At 64.7% G+C, this 14,069-nt stretch carries 13 protein-coding genes and 1 riboswitch; of the genes, 5 read left to right on the top strand and 8 right to left on the bottom strand.

Annotated features, from left to right (window positions below):
• Position 1 precedes the first annotated feature (1 nt).
• A complete protein-coding gene (gene ccrA / locus DTX69_RS25985) occupies positions 2-1,288 on the bottom strand; it encodes a crotonyl-CoA carboxylase/reductase (protein WP_119304502.1) in 1,287 nt (428 codons plus the stop codon).
• Positions 1,289-1,683: 395 nt separating this feature from the next.
• On the bottom strand, positions 1,684-1,926 hold the full coding sequence (locus tag DTX69_RS25980) for a hypothetical protein (RefSeq protein WP_119304501.1): 243 nt from the start codon (positions 1,924-1,926) through the stop codon (positions 1,684-1,686).
• 185 nt (positions 1,927-2,111) lie between these two features.
• A riboswitch (SAM riboswitch) is annotated at positions 2,112-2,187 on the top strand.
• Between the two features lie 82 nt (positions 2,188-2,269).
• Here DTX69_RS25980 and metZ point away from each other — a divergent pair.
• On the top strand, positions 2,270-3,469 hold the full coding sequence (gene metZ / locus DTX69_RS25975) for an O-succinylhomoserine sulfhydrylase (protein WP_119304500.1): 1,200 nt from the start codon (positions 2,270-2,272) through the stop codon (positions 3,467-3,469).
• A gap of 150 nt (positions 3,470-3,619) precedes the next feature.
• On the opposite strand, the gene DTX69_RS25970 is transcribed toward metZ, so the two are convergent.
• Together DTX69_RS25970 and DTX69_RS25965 are read right to left on the bottom strand one after the other, a co-directional pair.
• Positions 3,620-4,627, bottom strand: a complete 1,008-nt coding sequence (locus DTX69_RS25970; protein WP_162917570.1) for a patatin-like phospholipase family protein — start codon at positions 4,625-4,627, stop codon at positions 3,620-3,622.
• Positions 4,628-4,710: 83 nt separating this feature from the next.
• Entirely contained in the window at positions 4,711-4,890 is a 180-nt protein-coding gene (locus DTX69_RS25965; RefSeq protein ID WP_119304498.1) for a hypothetical protein, read from the bottom strand.
• 220 nt (positions 4,891-5,110) lie between these two features.
• Here DTX69_RS25965 and DTX69_RS25960 point away from each other — a divergent pair, with 220 nt between their 5' ends.
• Both DTX69_RS25960 and bluB read left to right on the top strand, forming a co-directional pair.
• A complete protein-coding gene (locus DTX69_RS25960; protein ID WP_119304497.1) occupies positions 5,111-7,111 on the top strand; it encodes a protein meaA in 2,001 nt (666 codons plus the stop codon).
• A gap of 3 nt (positions 7,112-7,114) precedes the next feature.
• The gene (bluB, locus tag DTX69_RS25955; protein WP_119304496.1) at positions 7,115-7,777 is read left to right on the top strand and encodes a 5,6-dimethylbenzimidazole synthase; all 663 of its coding nucleotides are present in this window, start codon (positions 7,115-7,117) and stop codon (positions 7,775-7,777) included.
• A gap of 78 nt (positions 7,778-7,855) precedes the next feature.
• Here the strand turns inward: bluB and DTX69_RS25950 are convergent, their stop codons facing one another.
• Together DTX69_RS25950 and DTX69_RS25945 are read right to left on the bottom strand one after the other, a co-directional pair.
• Entirely contained in the window at positions 7,856-8,551 is a 696-nt protein-coding gene (locus DTX69_RS25950) for a retropepsin-like aspartic protease family protein (RefSeq protein ID WP_284736074.1), read from the bottom strand.
• A gap of 104 nt (positions 8,552-8,655) precedes the next feature.
• The gene (locus tag DTX69_RS25945) at positions 8,656-10,437 is read right to left on the bottom strand and encodes a vWA domain-containing protein (protein ID WP_119304495.1); all 1,782 of its coding nucleotides are present in this window, start codon (positions 10,435-10,437) and stop codon (positions 8,656-8,658) included.
• Positions 10,438-10,601: 164 nt separating this feature from the next.
• On the opposite strand from DTX69_RS25945, the gene DTX69_RS25940 reads away from it, so the two are divergent.
• Both DTX69_RS25940 and DTX69_RS25935 read left to right on the top strand, forming a co-directional pair.
• A complete protein-coding gene (locus DTX69_RS25940; RefSeq protein ID WP_162917569.1) occupies positions 10,602-11,483 on the top strand; it encodes a DUF4743 domain-containing protein in 882 nt (293 codons plus the stop codon).
• The gene (locus DTX69_RS25935; RefSeq protein ID WP_119304493.1) at positions 11,480-12,334 is read left to right on the top strand and encodes a DUF4743 domain-containing protein; all 855 of its coding nucleotides are present in this window, start codon (positions 11,480-11,482) and stop codon (positions 12,332-12,334) included. The genes DTX69_RS25940 and DTX69_RS25935 overlap by 4 nt, the downstream gene beginning before the upstream one ends.
• A gap of 145 nt (positions 12,335-12,479) precedes the next feature.
• Here DTX69_RS25935 and DTX69_RS25930 read toward each other — a convergent pair whose 3' ends face one another.
• Together DTX69_RS25930 and gluQRS are read right to left on the bottom strand one after the other, a co-directional pair.
• Positions 12,480-13,178 (bottom strand): TerC family protein, encoded by a 699-nt coding sequence (locus tag DTX69_RS25930; RefSeq protein ID WP_119304492.1) that lies wholly within the window; start codon positions 13,176-13,178, stop codon positions 12,480-12,482.
• A gap of 57 nt (positions 13,179-13,235) precedes the next feature.
• Positions 13,236-14,063, bottom strand: coding sequence for a tRNA glutamyl-Q(34) synthetase GluQRS (gluQRS, locus tag DTX69_RS25925; protein WP_119304491.1), 828 nt, complete (start codon positions 14,061-14,063; stop codon positions 13,236-13,238).
• Positions 14,064-14,069: the final 6 nt, after the last annotated feature.

The following is a 14,069-nucleotide window of genomic DNA, read 5'->3' as shown; positions in this document are numbered from 1 at the left end:
CTTACCCTTCGATCACGTCTTCCAGGGTGCGGCAGCCGGGCCGCTTCGCCTGGACCAGCACCGCCATATTGCCGGGCTTGTGCTGGTTCTTCCACATCTTGGTATGAGCGGCCGGGATGTCGTGCCAGCCGAACACCTCGGACATGCAGGGATCGATGCGCCGCTCCAGCACCAAGTTATTGGCCTGGCTCGCCTGCAGCAGGTTGGCGAAGTGGCTGCCCTGGATGCGCTTCTGCCGCATCCACACGAAGCGGGCATCCATGGTGAGGTTGTAGCCGGTCGTGCCGGCGCAGAATACAACCATGCCGCCGCGCTTCACCACGAAGCAGGAGACCGGGAAGGTCTGCTCACCCGGGTGCTCGAACACAAAATCGACGTCGACGCCCTTGCCGGTGATCGCCCAGATCGCCTTGCCGAACTCGCGGCAGCGCTTCATGTAGTCGGCATAGCCCGCCGTGTCGTTGACATCGGGCAGCTGGCCCCAGCACTTGAAGTCGTTGCGGTTGATGACGCCCTTGGCGCCAAGCGACATCACGAACTCGCGCTTCGATTCATCCGAGATGATTCCGATCGCGTTGGCGCCCGCCGTCGCGCACAACTGCACCGCCATCGAGCCGAGACCGCCCGATGAGCCCCAGATGAGGACGTTGTGCCCTGGCCGCAGGATGTGCGGGCGATGGCCGAACAGCATGCGATAGGCGGTGGCGAGCGTGAGCGTATAGCAGGCGCTCTCTTCCCAGGTCAGGTGCTTCGGCCGTGGCATCAGTTGGCGCCCCTGCACCTTGGCGAATTGTGCGAAAGATCCGTCCGGCGTCTCGTAGCCCCAGATGCGCTGCGAGGGCGAGAACATCGGATCGCCGCCGTTGCACTCCTCGTCGTCGCCGTCATCCTGGTTGCAGTGGACGACCACCTCGTCGCCCACTTTCCAGCGCTTCACCTTGGAGCCGACGGCCCACACGATGCCCGACGCATCGGACCCGGCGATGTGATACTCGGCCTTGTGCACGTCGAACGGCGAGATCGGCTTGCCGAGGCCGGCCCAGACGCCGTTGTAGTTCACGCCCGCCGCCATCACGAGCACGACTACCTCGTCCGCTTCAGGCACGGGAGTTGGCACCACTTCGATCTGCATCGACTGCTCGGGCGGCCCATGCCGCTCGCGCCGGATTGCCCAGGCATACATCTTGGTCGGCAGATGGCCCATGGGCGGGATCTCGCCGACCTCATACAGGTCCTTGCGTCCCCCGTTCCCCTTGTGAAGCTGGATCACTTCTGCCGTCTCGGACATAGGCCTGATCTCCCTATCGCTGGTGTGCGGCTCCCCTCAAAACCCATCATGCCTTCGCACTTGCGATTGCGCAATGCAAAATGGTCAGGATCGTGCCGGTTTACCCTCCGACTTAAGTATAAAGTAACCAGTAATAAGATATTTCGGAAATAAAGTTCCATCCTGATGTGCTGCGATGCGGGACAGGTAAGGTCCAACCGTCCTAGCCATAACCCCAGCCGCGCCGCTTGGTTGCGGCGCGACTCGCTGGAGGAACCGATCCGTGCGTTGAGGTCGCGCCTCACCAATGCTACAGGATCGCGGCCTTGGGGCGTCTCGATCTGAGCGATCTCGTCGTGCGCTGCGACGTCAGGCCAGCAGGAGCCACAGTATGACGAGCGTCAGAGTGAGCGCCGTTAGAGGGAGTAGCACCGACCGGCTGGGGAGGCTTTCAGCGTCATCAGGGAAAAGAACAGTTGCCGCCAATCCCGCTCACGCAGAGGCAGCAAGCCGGCCGCGGCGGCGCGCACGGTTGCATAATCCCGATCGTTCCCTACCGTCAGCGTGGAGTCCGGCAGGCGCCGGTCGCCGATAACCCGGTCGCGGCCGAATATCGGCACGACGCGATTCTCCAGATGATCGAGCGACCATCGCGCCACGAGCGCCCCCAGCGAGGCTGTGGAGATTGAGCGAGCGGTCCTCGATCGAGAAGCGCACGCGCGGAAATAAAATTCTTCATCTGCAAGCCGGCAAAGTCTCTGTCGCGGCTATCGGCGTGTGCGTTCGATGCGATCGGCGGGGGGCGGCGCCACCTTGACTCCGCGGCGGGCTTATGAATACATGCGCCCAATCACGTGGTGATTTGGACCGGATTGCGGCCACGTTAAACAAGCGGCTAAAAGGTGCCTGGCGAATTTCAGCACGCCTCGACCTTTGTGCCGGTCGAGGTTTTTTTTGTGCCCGGATTTCAGGATCTCCGGCGATCCGGGGGGAGCCAGGACGATGCAGAACTACAAGCGCGAAATTCTTCCCGAATGGGGTCTCGCCACGCAGATGGTGCATGGCGGCCAGACCCGCTCGCAGCACGCCGAGACCGCCGAGACGATCTACATGACCTCCGGCTATGTCTATCACTCGGCGGAAGAGGCGGAGGCCGCGTTCGACAATTCGCGCCCGCGCTTCGTCTATGGCCGCTTCGGCAATCCGACCGTGTCGATGTTCGAGGAGCGCATGGCACTTCTGGAAGGCGCCGAGGCTGCGCGCGCCACTGCCAGCGGCATGGCCGCCGTGTTCGCCTCGCTCGCCTGCCTGGTGAAAGCGGGTGATCGCGTTGTCGCGGCCGACGCGTTGTTCGGTTCCTGCAACTACATCGTCCAGGAGATCCTGCCGAAGTGGGGCGTGGAAACCGAGTTCGTTGACGGCCGCGATCTTGCACAGTGGCGCAAGGCGCTGAGCAAACCCACCAAGGCCGTGCTGCTGGAAACGCCGTCCAACCCCAGCCTACGCCTCGTTGATCTCAAAGCCGTGTGTGATCTCGGCCATGCTGCCGGCGCGCAGGTGATCGTCGACAACGTATTCGCAACGCCTTTGCTGCAGCGCCCGCTCGAATTCGGCGCCGACATCGTGGTCTATTCCGCGACCAAGCATATCGACGGGCAGGGCCGCTGCCTCGGCGGTGTGGTCCTCGGCACCGCGAAATACATCAACGAGACGCTGCAGCCTTTCATCCGCCACACCGGCCCGAGCCTGAGCCCGGTCAATGCGTGGATCCTGCTCAAGGGGCTCGAGACGCTCGAACTGCGTTTGCAGCGCCAGTGCGAGGTAGCCGAAAGGATCGCCAAGGAGCTGCAGGGCCATCCCAAGCTTGCGCACGCGCACTATCCGACGCTCGACAACTTCCCGCAGGTCGAGCTCGCGCGCCGGCAGATGAAATCCGGCGGCAGCATGGTGAGCCTCGATCTCAAGGGCGGCAAGGAGGCGTCGTTCCGCTTCCTCAACGCGCTCAAGCTGATCCTCATATCCAACAATCTCGGTGATTCGAAGTCCCTGGCAACGCACCCCGCGACCACCACGCACCAGCGCCTCTCACCGGAGCAGAAGGCCGCGCAGGGTATCATGCCCGGCCTGATCCGCCTGTCGATCGGTCTGGAGGACGTGAAAGACCTGCTCGCCGATGTGCGCCAGGCATTGGACGCGGCGTAGTCGATACATACTCCGTCACCCCAAGGCTTGGCCTTGGGGTCCACGAGCTTGCTCACGGCGGCATGATCTCGCGCTTCAAAACTCGTGGATGCCAAGGCCAAGCCTTGGCATGACGAAAGAGTAGAACGCGATTTTCCTTCGGATCACCGCCTACAAAAACATCGCCGGCAGATCCGCCGTCGCCTGTTTGCCGATGGCGGTGTGGTTGCGGGCGAGCCACGCATCGGCCGCTTGCCGTCCGTCCAGCCGCAGCTTGGAGACCATGCGCCAGTCGGGCATCAGACGGCTGCCTGCCGGCAGCTCCGCCGTCGAAGGCGTCGCGTCGATCAGGTGAAAGCGGTGCCGCAGGAAGGGCGCGACCTTGCGGCTCGCCATCAGCTCGATGGCGGCGATCTCATGGCGCAGCGGCGCGTTGAAGATGATGCGGTTGATCCCTTCGCTGATGCCGGCCTGATCCTGCGGCACGTCCTGCGCGGTCAGCGGGATAAGCTGGACCAGCAACGTGTCCTCCGCCTTCGCCGGATTGATCAGCGGCATGAGCGGCGGATTGGCGACATAGCCGCCGTCCCAATATTGCCTGCCGTCGATCTCCACCGCTTGATGGACTTGGGGCAGGCAGGCGGACGCCATCACCGCCTCAAGCGAAATGTCCGCGCGGGTGAAGATGCGCTTGCGTCCTGTCGCCGCGTCGGTGGCCGCGATAAACAAGGCCGGCCCTTCGCGCCGCAGCCGCTCGAAATCCACGAGCGAGCGCAGCAGCTCCCGCATCGGATTGAAGTCGAGCGGATTGAATTGGGCGGGCGCCAGGAACTTGCCGATCAGGTCGAGGCTCGCATGCTGCAGGCGCTGCAGCCCGGGCAATGTCTCCAAGCTGCCGGTCTGCCCGCACAGCGCCGACCAGAAGCGCGCAAGCTTTTCCAAGGCGCCGGCCGACCCGTTCTCCACCAAGCCGTCGGCGACCAGCACTGCGTTGATCGCGCCGGCGCTGGTGCCGCTGATCGCCTCGAAGGCCAGCTGGTGCTCCTCGAGCAATCGATCGAGGACGCCCCAGGTGAACGCGCCATGCGCGCCGCCGCCCTGCAGCGCCAGGTTGAGCCGTCGCGTCTCGAGCCGCGATGCGGCGGCTGGCCGCGTCTGCAGCCAGGCTTGTCGTCGCATGCGAAGCAGAAGCCGGAGAACACGCCGCGGCAGGAGGCGGCGCGCAGCAATGCGTTGCAAAGCGAATGCGGTCGCCAAGCTAGCTATCGCCAGGGCTGACCGGTGGCCGCCCGCGTTTCGCAGGCGGCGTCATTGGCCGGCTGGTGCAGGACGCCGACCTCCTTCATCCAGCGCTGCTCGATCGCGCGCTGGGTTCGCTCAGCCGCCGCACGCTCGATCGGGAGGGCAAGCCAGGTCACTTCTTCTTGGGTATAGGGCCACATGATTCCATTTCCATTGGTTGGTGCGCAGGTGGCCGCTGGCCCTGACTCGCGATCCTTATGCTGCACCGCACTATTTGTATGTTATTATTTCGGTTTTCGATTTCAAACGAATTTTGCGCCGCAGCATATACTGGCGTGCGCTGGACGACGGGAACACTGAGACCCTATATTGCATTGCAAAACAGGCCGTTAATGGCGGAACTTGAGATCAGGGGCGCCAATGGACCAGGGAGAATCGCCGCACACCGGTAAAGCCAAGGACCAACCGTGGCTGTTCCGGACCTATGCCGGCCATTCCTCGGCGGCGGCCTCCAACGCGCTCTATCGCACGAATCTCGCGCGCGGGCAGACCGGGCTCTCCGTCGCCTTCGACCTGCCGACCCAGACCGGCTATGACCCTGACCATCCGCTGGCCAAGGGCGAAGTGGGCAAGGTCGGCGTGCCGATCAGCCACCTCGGCGACATGCTGGCCTTGATGGATGGCCTGCCGCTCGACCGCATGAACACGTCGATGACGATCAATGCGACGGCGCCGTGGCTGCTGGCGCTCTATATCGCTGCGGCGGAGAAGCATGGCGTCGACCGCGCGCAGCTGCAGGGCACGGTACAGAACGACATCATCAAGGAATATCTCTCCCGCGGCACTTATATCTTCCCGCCCGAGCCGAGCTTGAAGCTTACCGCCGACGTCATCGCCTTCACCTATCGCGAAGTTCCGAAGTGGAACCCGACCAACGTCTGCTCCTATCATCTGCAGGAAGCGGGCGCGACGCCGGAGCAGGAGCTGGCCTATGCGCTGGCGACCGCAATCGCCGTGCTGGATCGCGTGAAGGCGCGCGTACCCGCGGAAGACCTGCCGCAGGTCGTAGGGCGCATCAGCTTCTTCGTGAACGCCGGGCTGCGCTTCATCACCGAGATGTGCAAGATGCGCGCCTTCACCGAGCTGTGGGACGAGATCACGCGCGAGCGCTACGGCGTTGAGGATCCGAAGCTACGTCGGTTCCGCTATGGCGTGCAGGTCAATTCCCTCGGCCTCACCGAGCAGCAGCCCGAGAACAACGTCTATCGCATCCTGCTGGAGATGCTGGCGGTCACCCTGAGCAAGGATGCGCGCGCCCGCGCGGTGCAGCTGCCGGCGTGGAACGAGGCGCTCGGCCTGCCGCGGCCGTGGGACCAGCAATGGTCGCTGCGCTTGCAGCAGATCCTCGCCTTCGAGACCGATCTGCTCGAATACGACGACATCTTCAACGGCTCCACCGTGATCGATGCCAAAGTCGCGGAGCTGAAAGCGGCCGCGCGCGAGGAGCTGCGGCTGATCGACGAGATGGGCGGCGCCGTCGCCGCGATCGAATCGAGCTACATGAAGCAGCGTCTGGTCGAATCGAATGCGCGGCGCCTCGCCGCAATCGAAGCCGGCGCGCAGGTCGTGGTCGGCGTCAACAAATATACCGACAGCGCGCCATCGCCGCTCACCGCCGGCAGCGATGGCGGCATCCTGACCATCGATGAGACCGCCGAGACCGAGGCGATCGGGCGCCTCAAGGCGTGGCGCGCGAGCCGCGACGAGACGGCGGTGAAAGCGGCGCTGGCGCAGCTCCATGCCGACGCGCGCGCGGGCCAGAACATCATGCCCGCCTCCATCGCCTGCGCCCATGCCGGCGTCACCACCGGCGAATGGGGCGCCACCTTGCGCAAGACCTACGGTGAATATCGCGCGCCGACCGGCGTATCACGCGCAGCCGCCAACGCACCGGCTGTGGATCTCGACGAACTGCGGGCGCGCGTCGATGCGGTGTCCTCCAAACTCGGCCGGCGGCTCAAGATACTGGTCGGCAAGCCCGGGCTCGATGGACACTCCAACGGTGCCGAGCAGATCGCCGTGCGCGCGCGTGATTGCGGTATGGACCTCGTCTATGACGGCATCCGCCTGACTCCGGAGGAGATCGCCAAGGCGGCGCAGGAGCAAGGTGTCCATGTCATCGGTCTCTCCATCCTTTCCGGCTCGCACATCACGCTGGTGCAAGAGGTGCTGGACCGCCTGCGCGCGGGCGGCCTCGGCGACGTGCCGCTGGTCGTCGGCGGCATCGTCCCGCCGGAAGATGCCGATCGCCTGAAGGCGATGGGCGTCGCGCGCATCTATACGCCCAAGGACTACGACATCTGCCGCATCATGGTCGAGATCGTTGACCTGGTCGAAGCAGCCCACTCGCGCGCGGCTTAGGCCATGTTCCGCGAAATCGTCGCCTTCCGGCGTTCGCCGCAATTCAATGACCGCTTCCGCCACGATTTGCGCGAGCTGCTGCGCTGGCGCCGCGACGTGCGCCGCTTCCGCACCGATCCCATCCCCGATGCGCTCGTCGACGAGTTGCTCGACCTCGCCTGCCTCGCGCCTTCCGTTGGCAATGCGCAGCCCTGGCGCTTCGTCAGCGTCGATGATCCCGCCAACCGCGCCGCCATCATCGCGAACTTCAACGCGGCGAACGAACGCGCCCTCGCCGGCTATCGCGGCGAGCGCGCGCGGCTTTATGCCAGCCTGAAGCTCGCCGGCCTCCAGGAAGCGCCGCGCCATCTCGCCGTGTTCTGCGAGGAAGGCACGAGCCAGGGCCTCGGCCTCGGTCGCCAGACGATGCCGGAGACTCTGCGCTACTCCGCGGTGCTCGCGGTGCATACGCTTTGGCTGGCGGCGCGCACCCGCGGCATCGGAACCGGCTGGGTCTCGATCCTCGATCCCGCAGCGGCGGCCCGCCAGTTGCGCGTGCCGGAGAGTTGGTCCCTGGTGGCTTATCTCTGCCTGGGCTGGCCGGTCGAGGAACACGACGAGCCGGAGCTGCAACGGACCGGCTGGCAAGCGCGCCAAGATGCCTGCCGCCGCGTGCTGCGGCGGTAATCGACATTATCGGCTAGCGACCTGCTCCTTCGTCCTGCCAGTGCTTGGCCTTGGGCTGACCGAAGGAGCATTGATCGGCTAAGGCACCAGCGTCAACTGGCCCCGCTCCACGCGCCAGCCGCTGAGGCGGTTGAGGAATGCCATGCCGAGCAGGCTTTCCGGCATGTCGGCCCCGTTGACGGTGGCCGGCACGCTATTCATGGCGATCGGTCCCACTACCAGATCGTCGAGGCGGACCGAGGCGCCGCGCACGGTGCCGTTCGCGGTCTGGGCGAGGCGGTCGAAGCGCAGGGCCTCGGGATCGAAGCCGATGCGCTGCGCGTCCTTCGGCGCCAGCACGATATCGGTGGCGCCGGTATCGACCATGAAGGTGACACGGTTACCATTGACCAGGGCCTGGATGTAGAAGTGCCCGTCGGGTCCCGCGGGAAAGCTGATGGTGCCGTCGTCGTGCGCCATCCCTTGCATGGGCGAGAGCCCGCCCATGAACCGCTTCCCGACAAAAGCGACATCTTCCTTGAAGGATATGATGCCGGTCAGGACGACGAAGATTACCGCCCAAATCGCCGCATTACGCAGCGCGCTCTGAGGCCGGGCGCGCGCGAAGGTCAGGACCGACGCACCGATCAGCGCGATCCAGCCCACCCGGTAGATGATGCTCATGCGCGTATCGGGATTGTCCAGCGTACCGGGAAACAGCTGCTCCAGGAAGAAGACCAGCGCCACCGTCCCGCCCAGCAATATCAGCAGCCAGAATCCGACCGAGTGTCTCACCTGATGCCCTCCAGTCCGAACTCGATCATAAGGTTGGGCGGCCACCGTGCCAAGGCAACAGCGGCCGCCCCAGTTTTTGGAAGGAGGACGTGGTTAGAGTGAGGTTAGGACCCGTTGTCGAGCGCCCGCGCCATCTCCACCAGCTCGATGAACTCGGCGCGATAGCCGTCGCCGTCATCGCCGCGAGAGGCGCGGGCGGCCTCCGCGATCTGGTCGTAGCCGAACACGCCGACATAATCGCCGCCGCGCAGCTTCTGCCCGAAGGCAGCGACGGCCGCTGCAAAGTGCGCATCGGAGGGCGCATCGTCCGCGTTCTCCAGCGCGGCCACCGGCAGCGGGGTCTCGATCAGCTTGGAGACATTGGCATCCGGCGCCTTGTAGCGCAGACGCAGGAACCCGAACTCGGCTGCCCTGGGGTCGACCCGCTCATCCGCATGTTCGCCATAGCGCAGCGGGTCGATCGCGAGCCCCTTGGACCCTTTAACCGCGATCTCGTAGATCGCAGTCACGGTGTGGCCGGCGCCGATCTCGCCCGCGTCCTTTCGGTCATTGTTGAAGTCCTCGCGGTTGAGCGCGCGGTTCTCATACCCGATCAGGCGATATTCCGCGACCACGCGAGGATTGAACTCGATCTGGATCTTCACGTCCTTGGCGATGGTCTGGATCGTGCCGGAGAGCTGATCGGAGAGCAGCCGCTTCGCCTCCTTAAGCGAATCGACATAGCCGTAATTGCCGTTGCCGACATCGGCGATCTGCTCCATCAGCGCATCGTTGTAATTGCCTTCGCCGAACCCAAGGGTGGTGAGCGACACGCCGCTGTCGCGCGCGTCCTCCACCATGTCCTTCAGCTGTCCGATATCGGTGACGCCGACATTGAAGTCCCCGTCGGTCGCCAGAATGATGCGGTTGATGCCACCCTCGATCTTCGCTTCCTTGGCCTTGGCATAGGCGAGCGCGAGGCCTTCGCCGCCTGCGGTCGATCCGCCTGCCTTCAGCCGGTCCAGCGCCGCCTTGATCTTCGCCTTGTCCTTGGCGGCGGTCGGCTCGAGCACCAGGCCCGCCGCGCCGGCATAGACCACGATGGTGACCTTGTCATCGTCGCGGAGCTGGTCGGTCAGGACCTTCATGCCGGCCTGCAGCAAAGGCAGCTTGTCCGGCTGATCCATCGAGCCCGACACGTCGATCAGGAACACGAGATTGGCGGCCGGCCGCTCTTCTGCCGGCGGCTGATAGCCCTTGATGCCGATGTGCAGCAGATGCGTTTCGGGATTCCACGGCGTGCGGACCACTGACGTGGTCACGCGGAACGGATCGCCGCCGGCCTCTGGCTTCGGGTAGTCGTAGGAGAAGTAGTTGATCATCTCCTCGACCCGCACCGCATCCTTGGGCGGCATCCGGCCATTCATCAGGAAGCGCCGCACATTGGAATAGGCGCCGGTATCGACATCAATGGAGAAGGCCGAAACCGGCGCTTGCGCGACCTGCTTCACGGGACCATCGTTGACGGCCAGGTAGTTCTCGCCTGTACCAGGCTGAGGCGGCTGGCGGTAGCCGGACTGATAGTCACTCTCCAGCACACCCCTTGTGATCTGGATCGGTGGGTAGTTCGGCGCAGCCTGTGGTGCTGGAGCACTCGCAGCAGCCCCTTGTTCCTCGCCATAGGGTAGCATTGGGGCGGCCTGGGGCACGATCCCGCCCGCCGCGACCGCCTCCTCTTTCTTCTTCTGGAGGCCAGCCGAATCGAGCTTGGCCTCCTCCTGCGTGCTTGGCTGGTTGCCGTTGGCGGCTTGTTCCTTGACCGGTTGGCCCTCGCAGCCCAGCAGAATGGCAACCGTGGAGACACCCGCGATCCAGAGTCGTGAACCAGGCAGCTTTGACCTTTGCATTTGCCTTCCCCTTCTCTAGAACCGTGCCAAGGTGCTGCAACGCGCGTGGCGCTGGCTTTCCTGCGGCAGGTAGACCTGTGTCGCGCGCGTAGATGGCGGGGCGAAGGCGCAATTGCGGCGAGACGGTGGCAGATGCTAAAGCTGCAAGAACTGGAGAGGGGCGCGTGAGCGTGGAATCGTCCAGCCTGTTGCGGCTGTTCCGCCGCTATCCGCGCGCTCACCTGGCGCCATATCGTCGCTTCATGGTGGCAGATCGTCACGTCGGCTGGATCAAGCCGGATTTCGCCCAGTTGCTCGCCGAGTTTCCCGATATCTTTTACCTGACCGATCGCGAAGTACATCTGCATGACCGCCTCGCCGAGGTCAAGGACCGCAGCACGGCAGTTGCCGATGCACTGGCGAAGCTCCATGAGCGTGGTGCCATTCCCGGCTGGCGCGGCGAGCTCTATCCCGTCAACCGCCGGTTCGGCGAAGCACCGCTGCTGCTGATGGAACGCGCGGCGACGCCTCTGTTCGGGCTGCAGACCTACGGCATCAATGTGAATGGCCTGGTGCGCGCGGGTGAGGAATGCAAAGTCTGGATCGCGCGCCGCGCCATGACCAAGCACGTCGATCCCGGCATGCTTGACCTGGTGGTCGGCGGCGGGCAGCCTTACGGCATCTCGATCGCCGAGAACCTCCTGAAGGAATGCGCGGAGGAGGCCTGCATCGGCCCGACCTTGGCGGAGCGCGCAAGGCCGGTCAGCGTGACCACCATGTTGATCGAGGCGGCCGAGGGCTTGCGTGTCGGCGTGCAGTTCAACTTCGATCTCGAGTTGCCGGCCGACTTCCAGCCGCGCAACGACGATGGCGAGGTCTCGGAATTCCAGCTCTGGTCGATGAAGCGCCTGGAAGAGAATCTGCGCAATGCCGACGATTTCATGTTCGACGCTGCTCTGGCGAAGCTCGACCTGCTGGTGCGTTTCGGAATTGTCGGCCCGGACGATCCCGATTATCTCGATTTGATCGCTGAGCTGCGCAGGCCAACCCCCTACGTGCGCACATGAGCCTGATCGATCACATCCACCGCTGCCAGAGCGCGGACATGCGGAAGTTCCTGCCCTGGTTGATCGTCGGAGAGACGGCAGGCTGGGTCCGGCGCGACATCGCCACGCGGCTGGCCAACTATCCGACCGTGCTTTCCGTCGACGACAGCGCGGTGCGTCTGCGCGATCATCTGGCGAGCTTCGAACACCGTTCCGCCGCCATCGGCGACGTCGCGCGCGACCTCTACGAGGCGGGCGTGTTTACCGGCTGGCGCAACGAGTGGTTCCCGGTGCTGACGCGGTTCGGCGCAGCGCCGATGATGCGGCTGGAGCGTTCGGCCGTGCCGATGTTCGGCGTCCATGGTTACGGCGTGCACATGAACGGCTTCGTGCGCGAGCGCGGACGCCTGAAACTGTGGGTCGGCAAGCGCGCCGACAACCGACCGATCGAGCCCGGCAAGCTGGACCATCTCGTCGCCGGCGGCATTTCACTTGGCATGGGCGTGCAGGAGTGCCTGGCGAAGGAGTGCGAGGAAGAAGCCTCCATCCCCGCCGCCCTCGCCGCGTGCGCCAGGCCGGCCGGTGCCCTCCGCTACCGCATGGAGCATCAGGGCTGGCTGCGCAACGATACCCTGTTCGTCTACGATCTGGAGCTGCCCGCCGACTTCACGCCCGTCAACAAGGATGGCGAGATCGCGAGCTTTCGCCTGATGGAACTCGACGAAGTCGAATCGATCCTGTCAGCCGGCGAGGACTTCAAGTTCAATGTGGCGCTGGTAGTGATCGACTTCCTGATCCGCCACGGCCACCTTACGCCGGAACATCCCGACTACAGCGACCTGGCCCTCGGCCTGTGGCGGCATGAGAGTTAGCCTCGACTCTTGAAATTCTCTCGTCATGGTCGGACTTGGTTCGACCATCCACGAGTTTCTCTCGGCAGGACCGCACGGCTCCAGGCAAACTGGTGGATGGTCGTGCCAAGCACGACCATGACGAAATAAACAGAATGGTAGTGGCCTACTGCAGCATCTGCAGCGCGCCTATGTCGCCCATTTCAGTCACCACTTCCACCGAGCCACGATAGATCATGTCGAGCGCGACCCACAGGATGATGGCAAGGCCGACATAGGCGATCCAGTGGTACTTCTTCAGCACGTTCGCGATGATGGTTGCCGCCGCGCCCATCAGTCCGACCGACAAGACGAGGCCGACGATCAGGACCCAGGTATGCTCGTGCGCTGCGCCGGCGACCGCCAGCACGTTGTCGAGCGACATGGAGACGTCAGCGATGACGATCTGGGTGATGGCCTGCCGCATGGTCTTGGCCGGCGGCGCGCCCGGCAGCGCCTCCGGAGGCTCGGCCAGTTCGCGCCGCTCGTCCTTGGTCAGTTCATGCTGCGACATGGCCGCGTGACGCAGGCGTTCGCGCCGTTGCTCCACCAGCTCGCGCCAGAACTTCCAGCACACCCAGAGCAGCAGCAAACCACCCGCCAGCGTCAGGCCGATAATCAGGAGGAGCTGTGAGGTGATGAGTGCAAAGAAGATGCGGAGGGCGGTGGCCGCTGCGATACCGATCAGAATGACTTTGCCGCGCTGCTCCTTGGGCAAGCCCGCCGCGGCCATGCCGACGACGATCGCGTTGTCGCCGGCGAGAACGAGGTCGATGATGATGACTTGGCCGAGCGCGAGCAGGGCCGAGTAGAGCTCAGGATCCATCCCTTGCGCGCAGGCCCATCGACCCGCGCCCCCTAGTTTTTCGGTCTGTCCTCGGGATTACGTCGGGAATCCCGCCAACGCCCGCACCTCTGCCGCCGATCGGCCCGCTTGGCGCAGCGCCCTCAGGCCCATTGCGCCGTCGCGTTTGGACAGCCGCTCCCCTGCGGCGTTGGTCAGCAACAGATGGTGTGCGTAGGTGGGAACATTCAAGCCCAGAATTGCCTGCAACAGCCGGTGAACGTGCGTGGCGTGGAACAGGTCGACTCCGCGAGTGACTAAAGTCACCTCCTGTAGGTGATCGTCGAGCGTGACGCAGAGATGATAGCTGGCGGGCGCGTCCCGCCGCGCCAGCACCACGTCGCCCAGGGTCTCGGGTCGGGCCTCCACTACGCCTTCCCGTTCATCGGTGAAGGCCAGGGCGCCCGAGATGGCGCGGGCCTTTGCGACATCCAGTCGCAGGGCATAGGGATCGCCCCGCTCCTGCCGCGCGTGCACCCAATCGGGTGGTTGGTTGCGGCACGTGCCGGGATAGACCGGTCCCTCCGGCCCATGCGGCGCTGTCACCGCGGCGGCAATGTCCTTGCGGCTGCAGAAGCACGGATAGATGAGGCCCATGGCGCGCAGCCGGTCGAGCGCCCCCGCGTAGTCCGCCAGATGCTCCGACTGGCGTCGAACGGGCCCATCCCAATCGAGGCCGAGCCAGGCGAGGTCCTCCAGGATTGCTGCTTCGAACTCGGGCCGGCAGCGCGTCGGATCGATGTCTTCGATGCGCAGCAAGAATCGGCCGGATTCCGCCCGCGCGCTGTGCCACCCCACCAGCGCGGAATGCGCGTGGCCCAAATGCAGGTAGCCCGTCGGGCTGGGCGCGAAACGCGTGACGATCATGAAACC

The organism is Dongia deserti, assembly GCF_003574735.1.
Lineage (GTDB): Bacteria > Pseudomonadota > Alphaproteobacteria > Dongiales > Dongiaceae > Dongia_A > Dongia_A deserti.
Note: the sequence above shows the minus strand (reverse complement) of the source record. Positions and strands in the feature narration are given on the sequence as shown.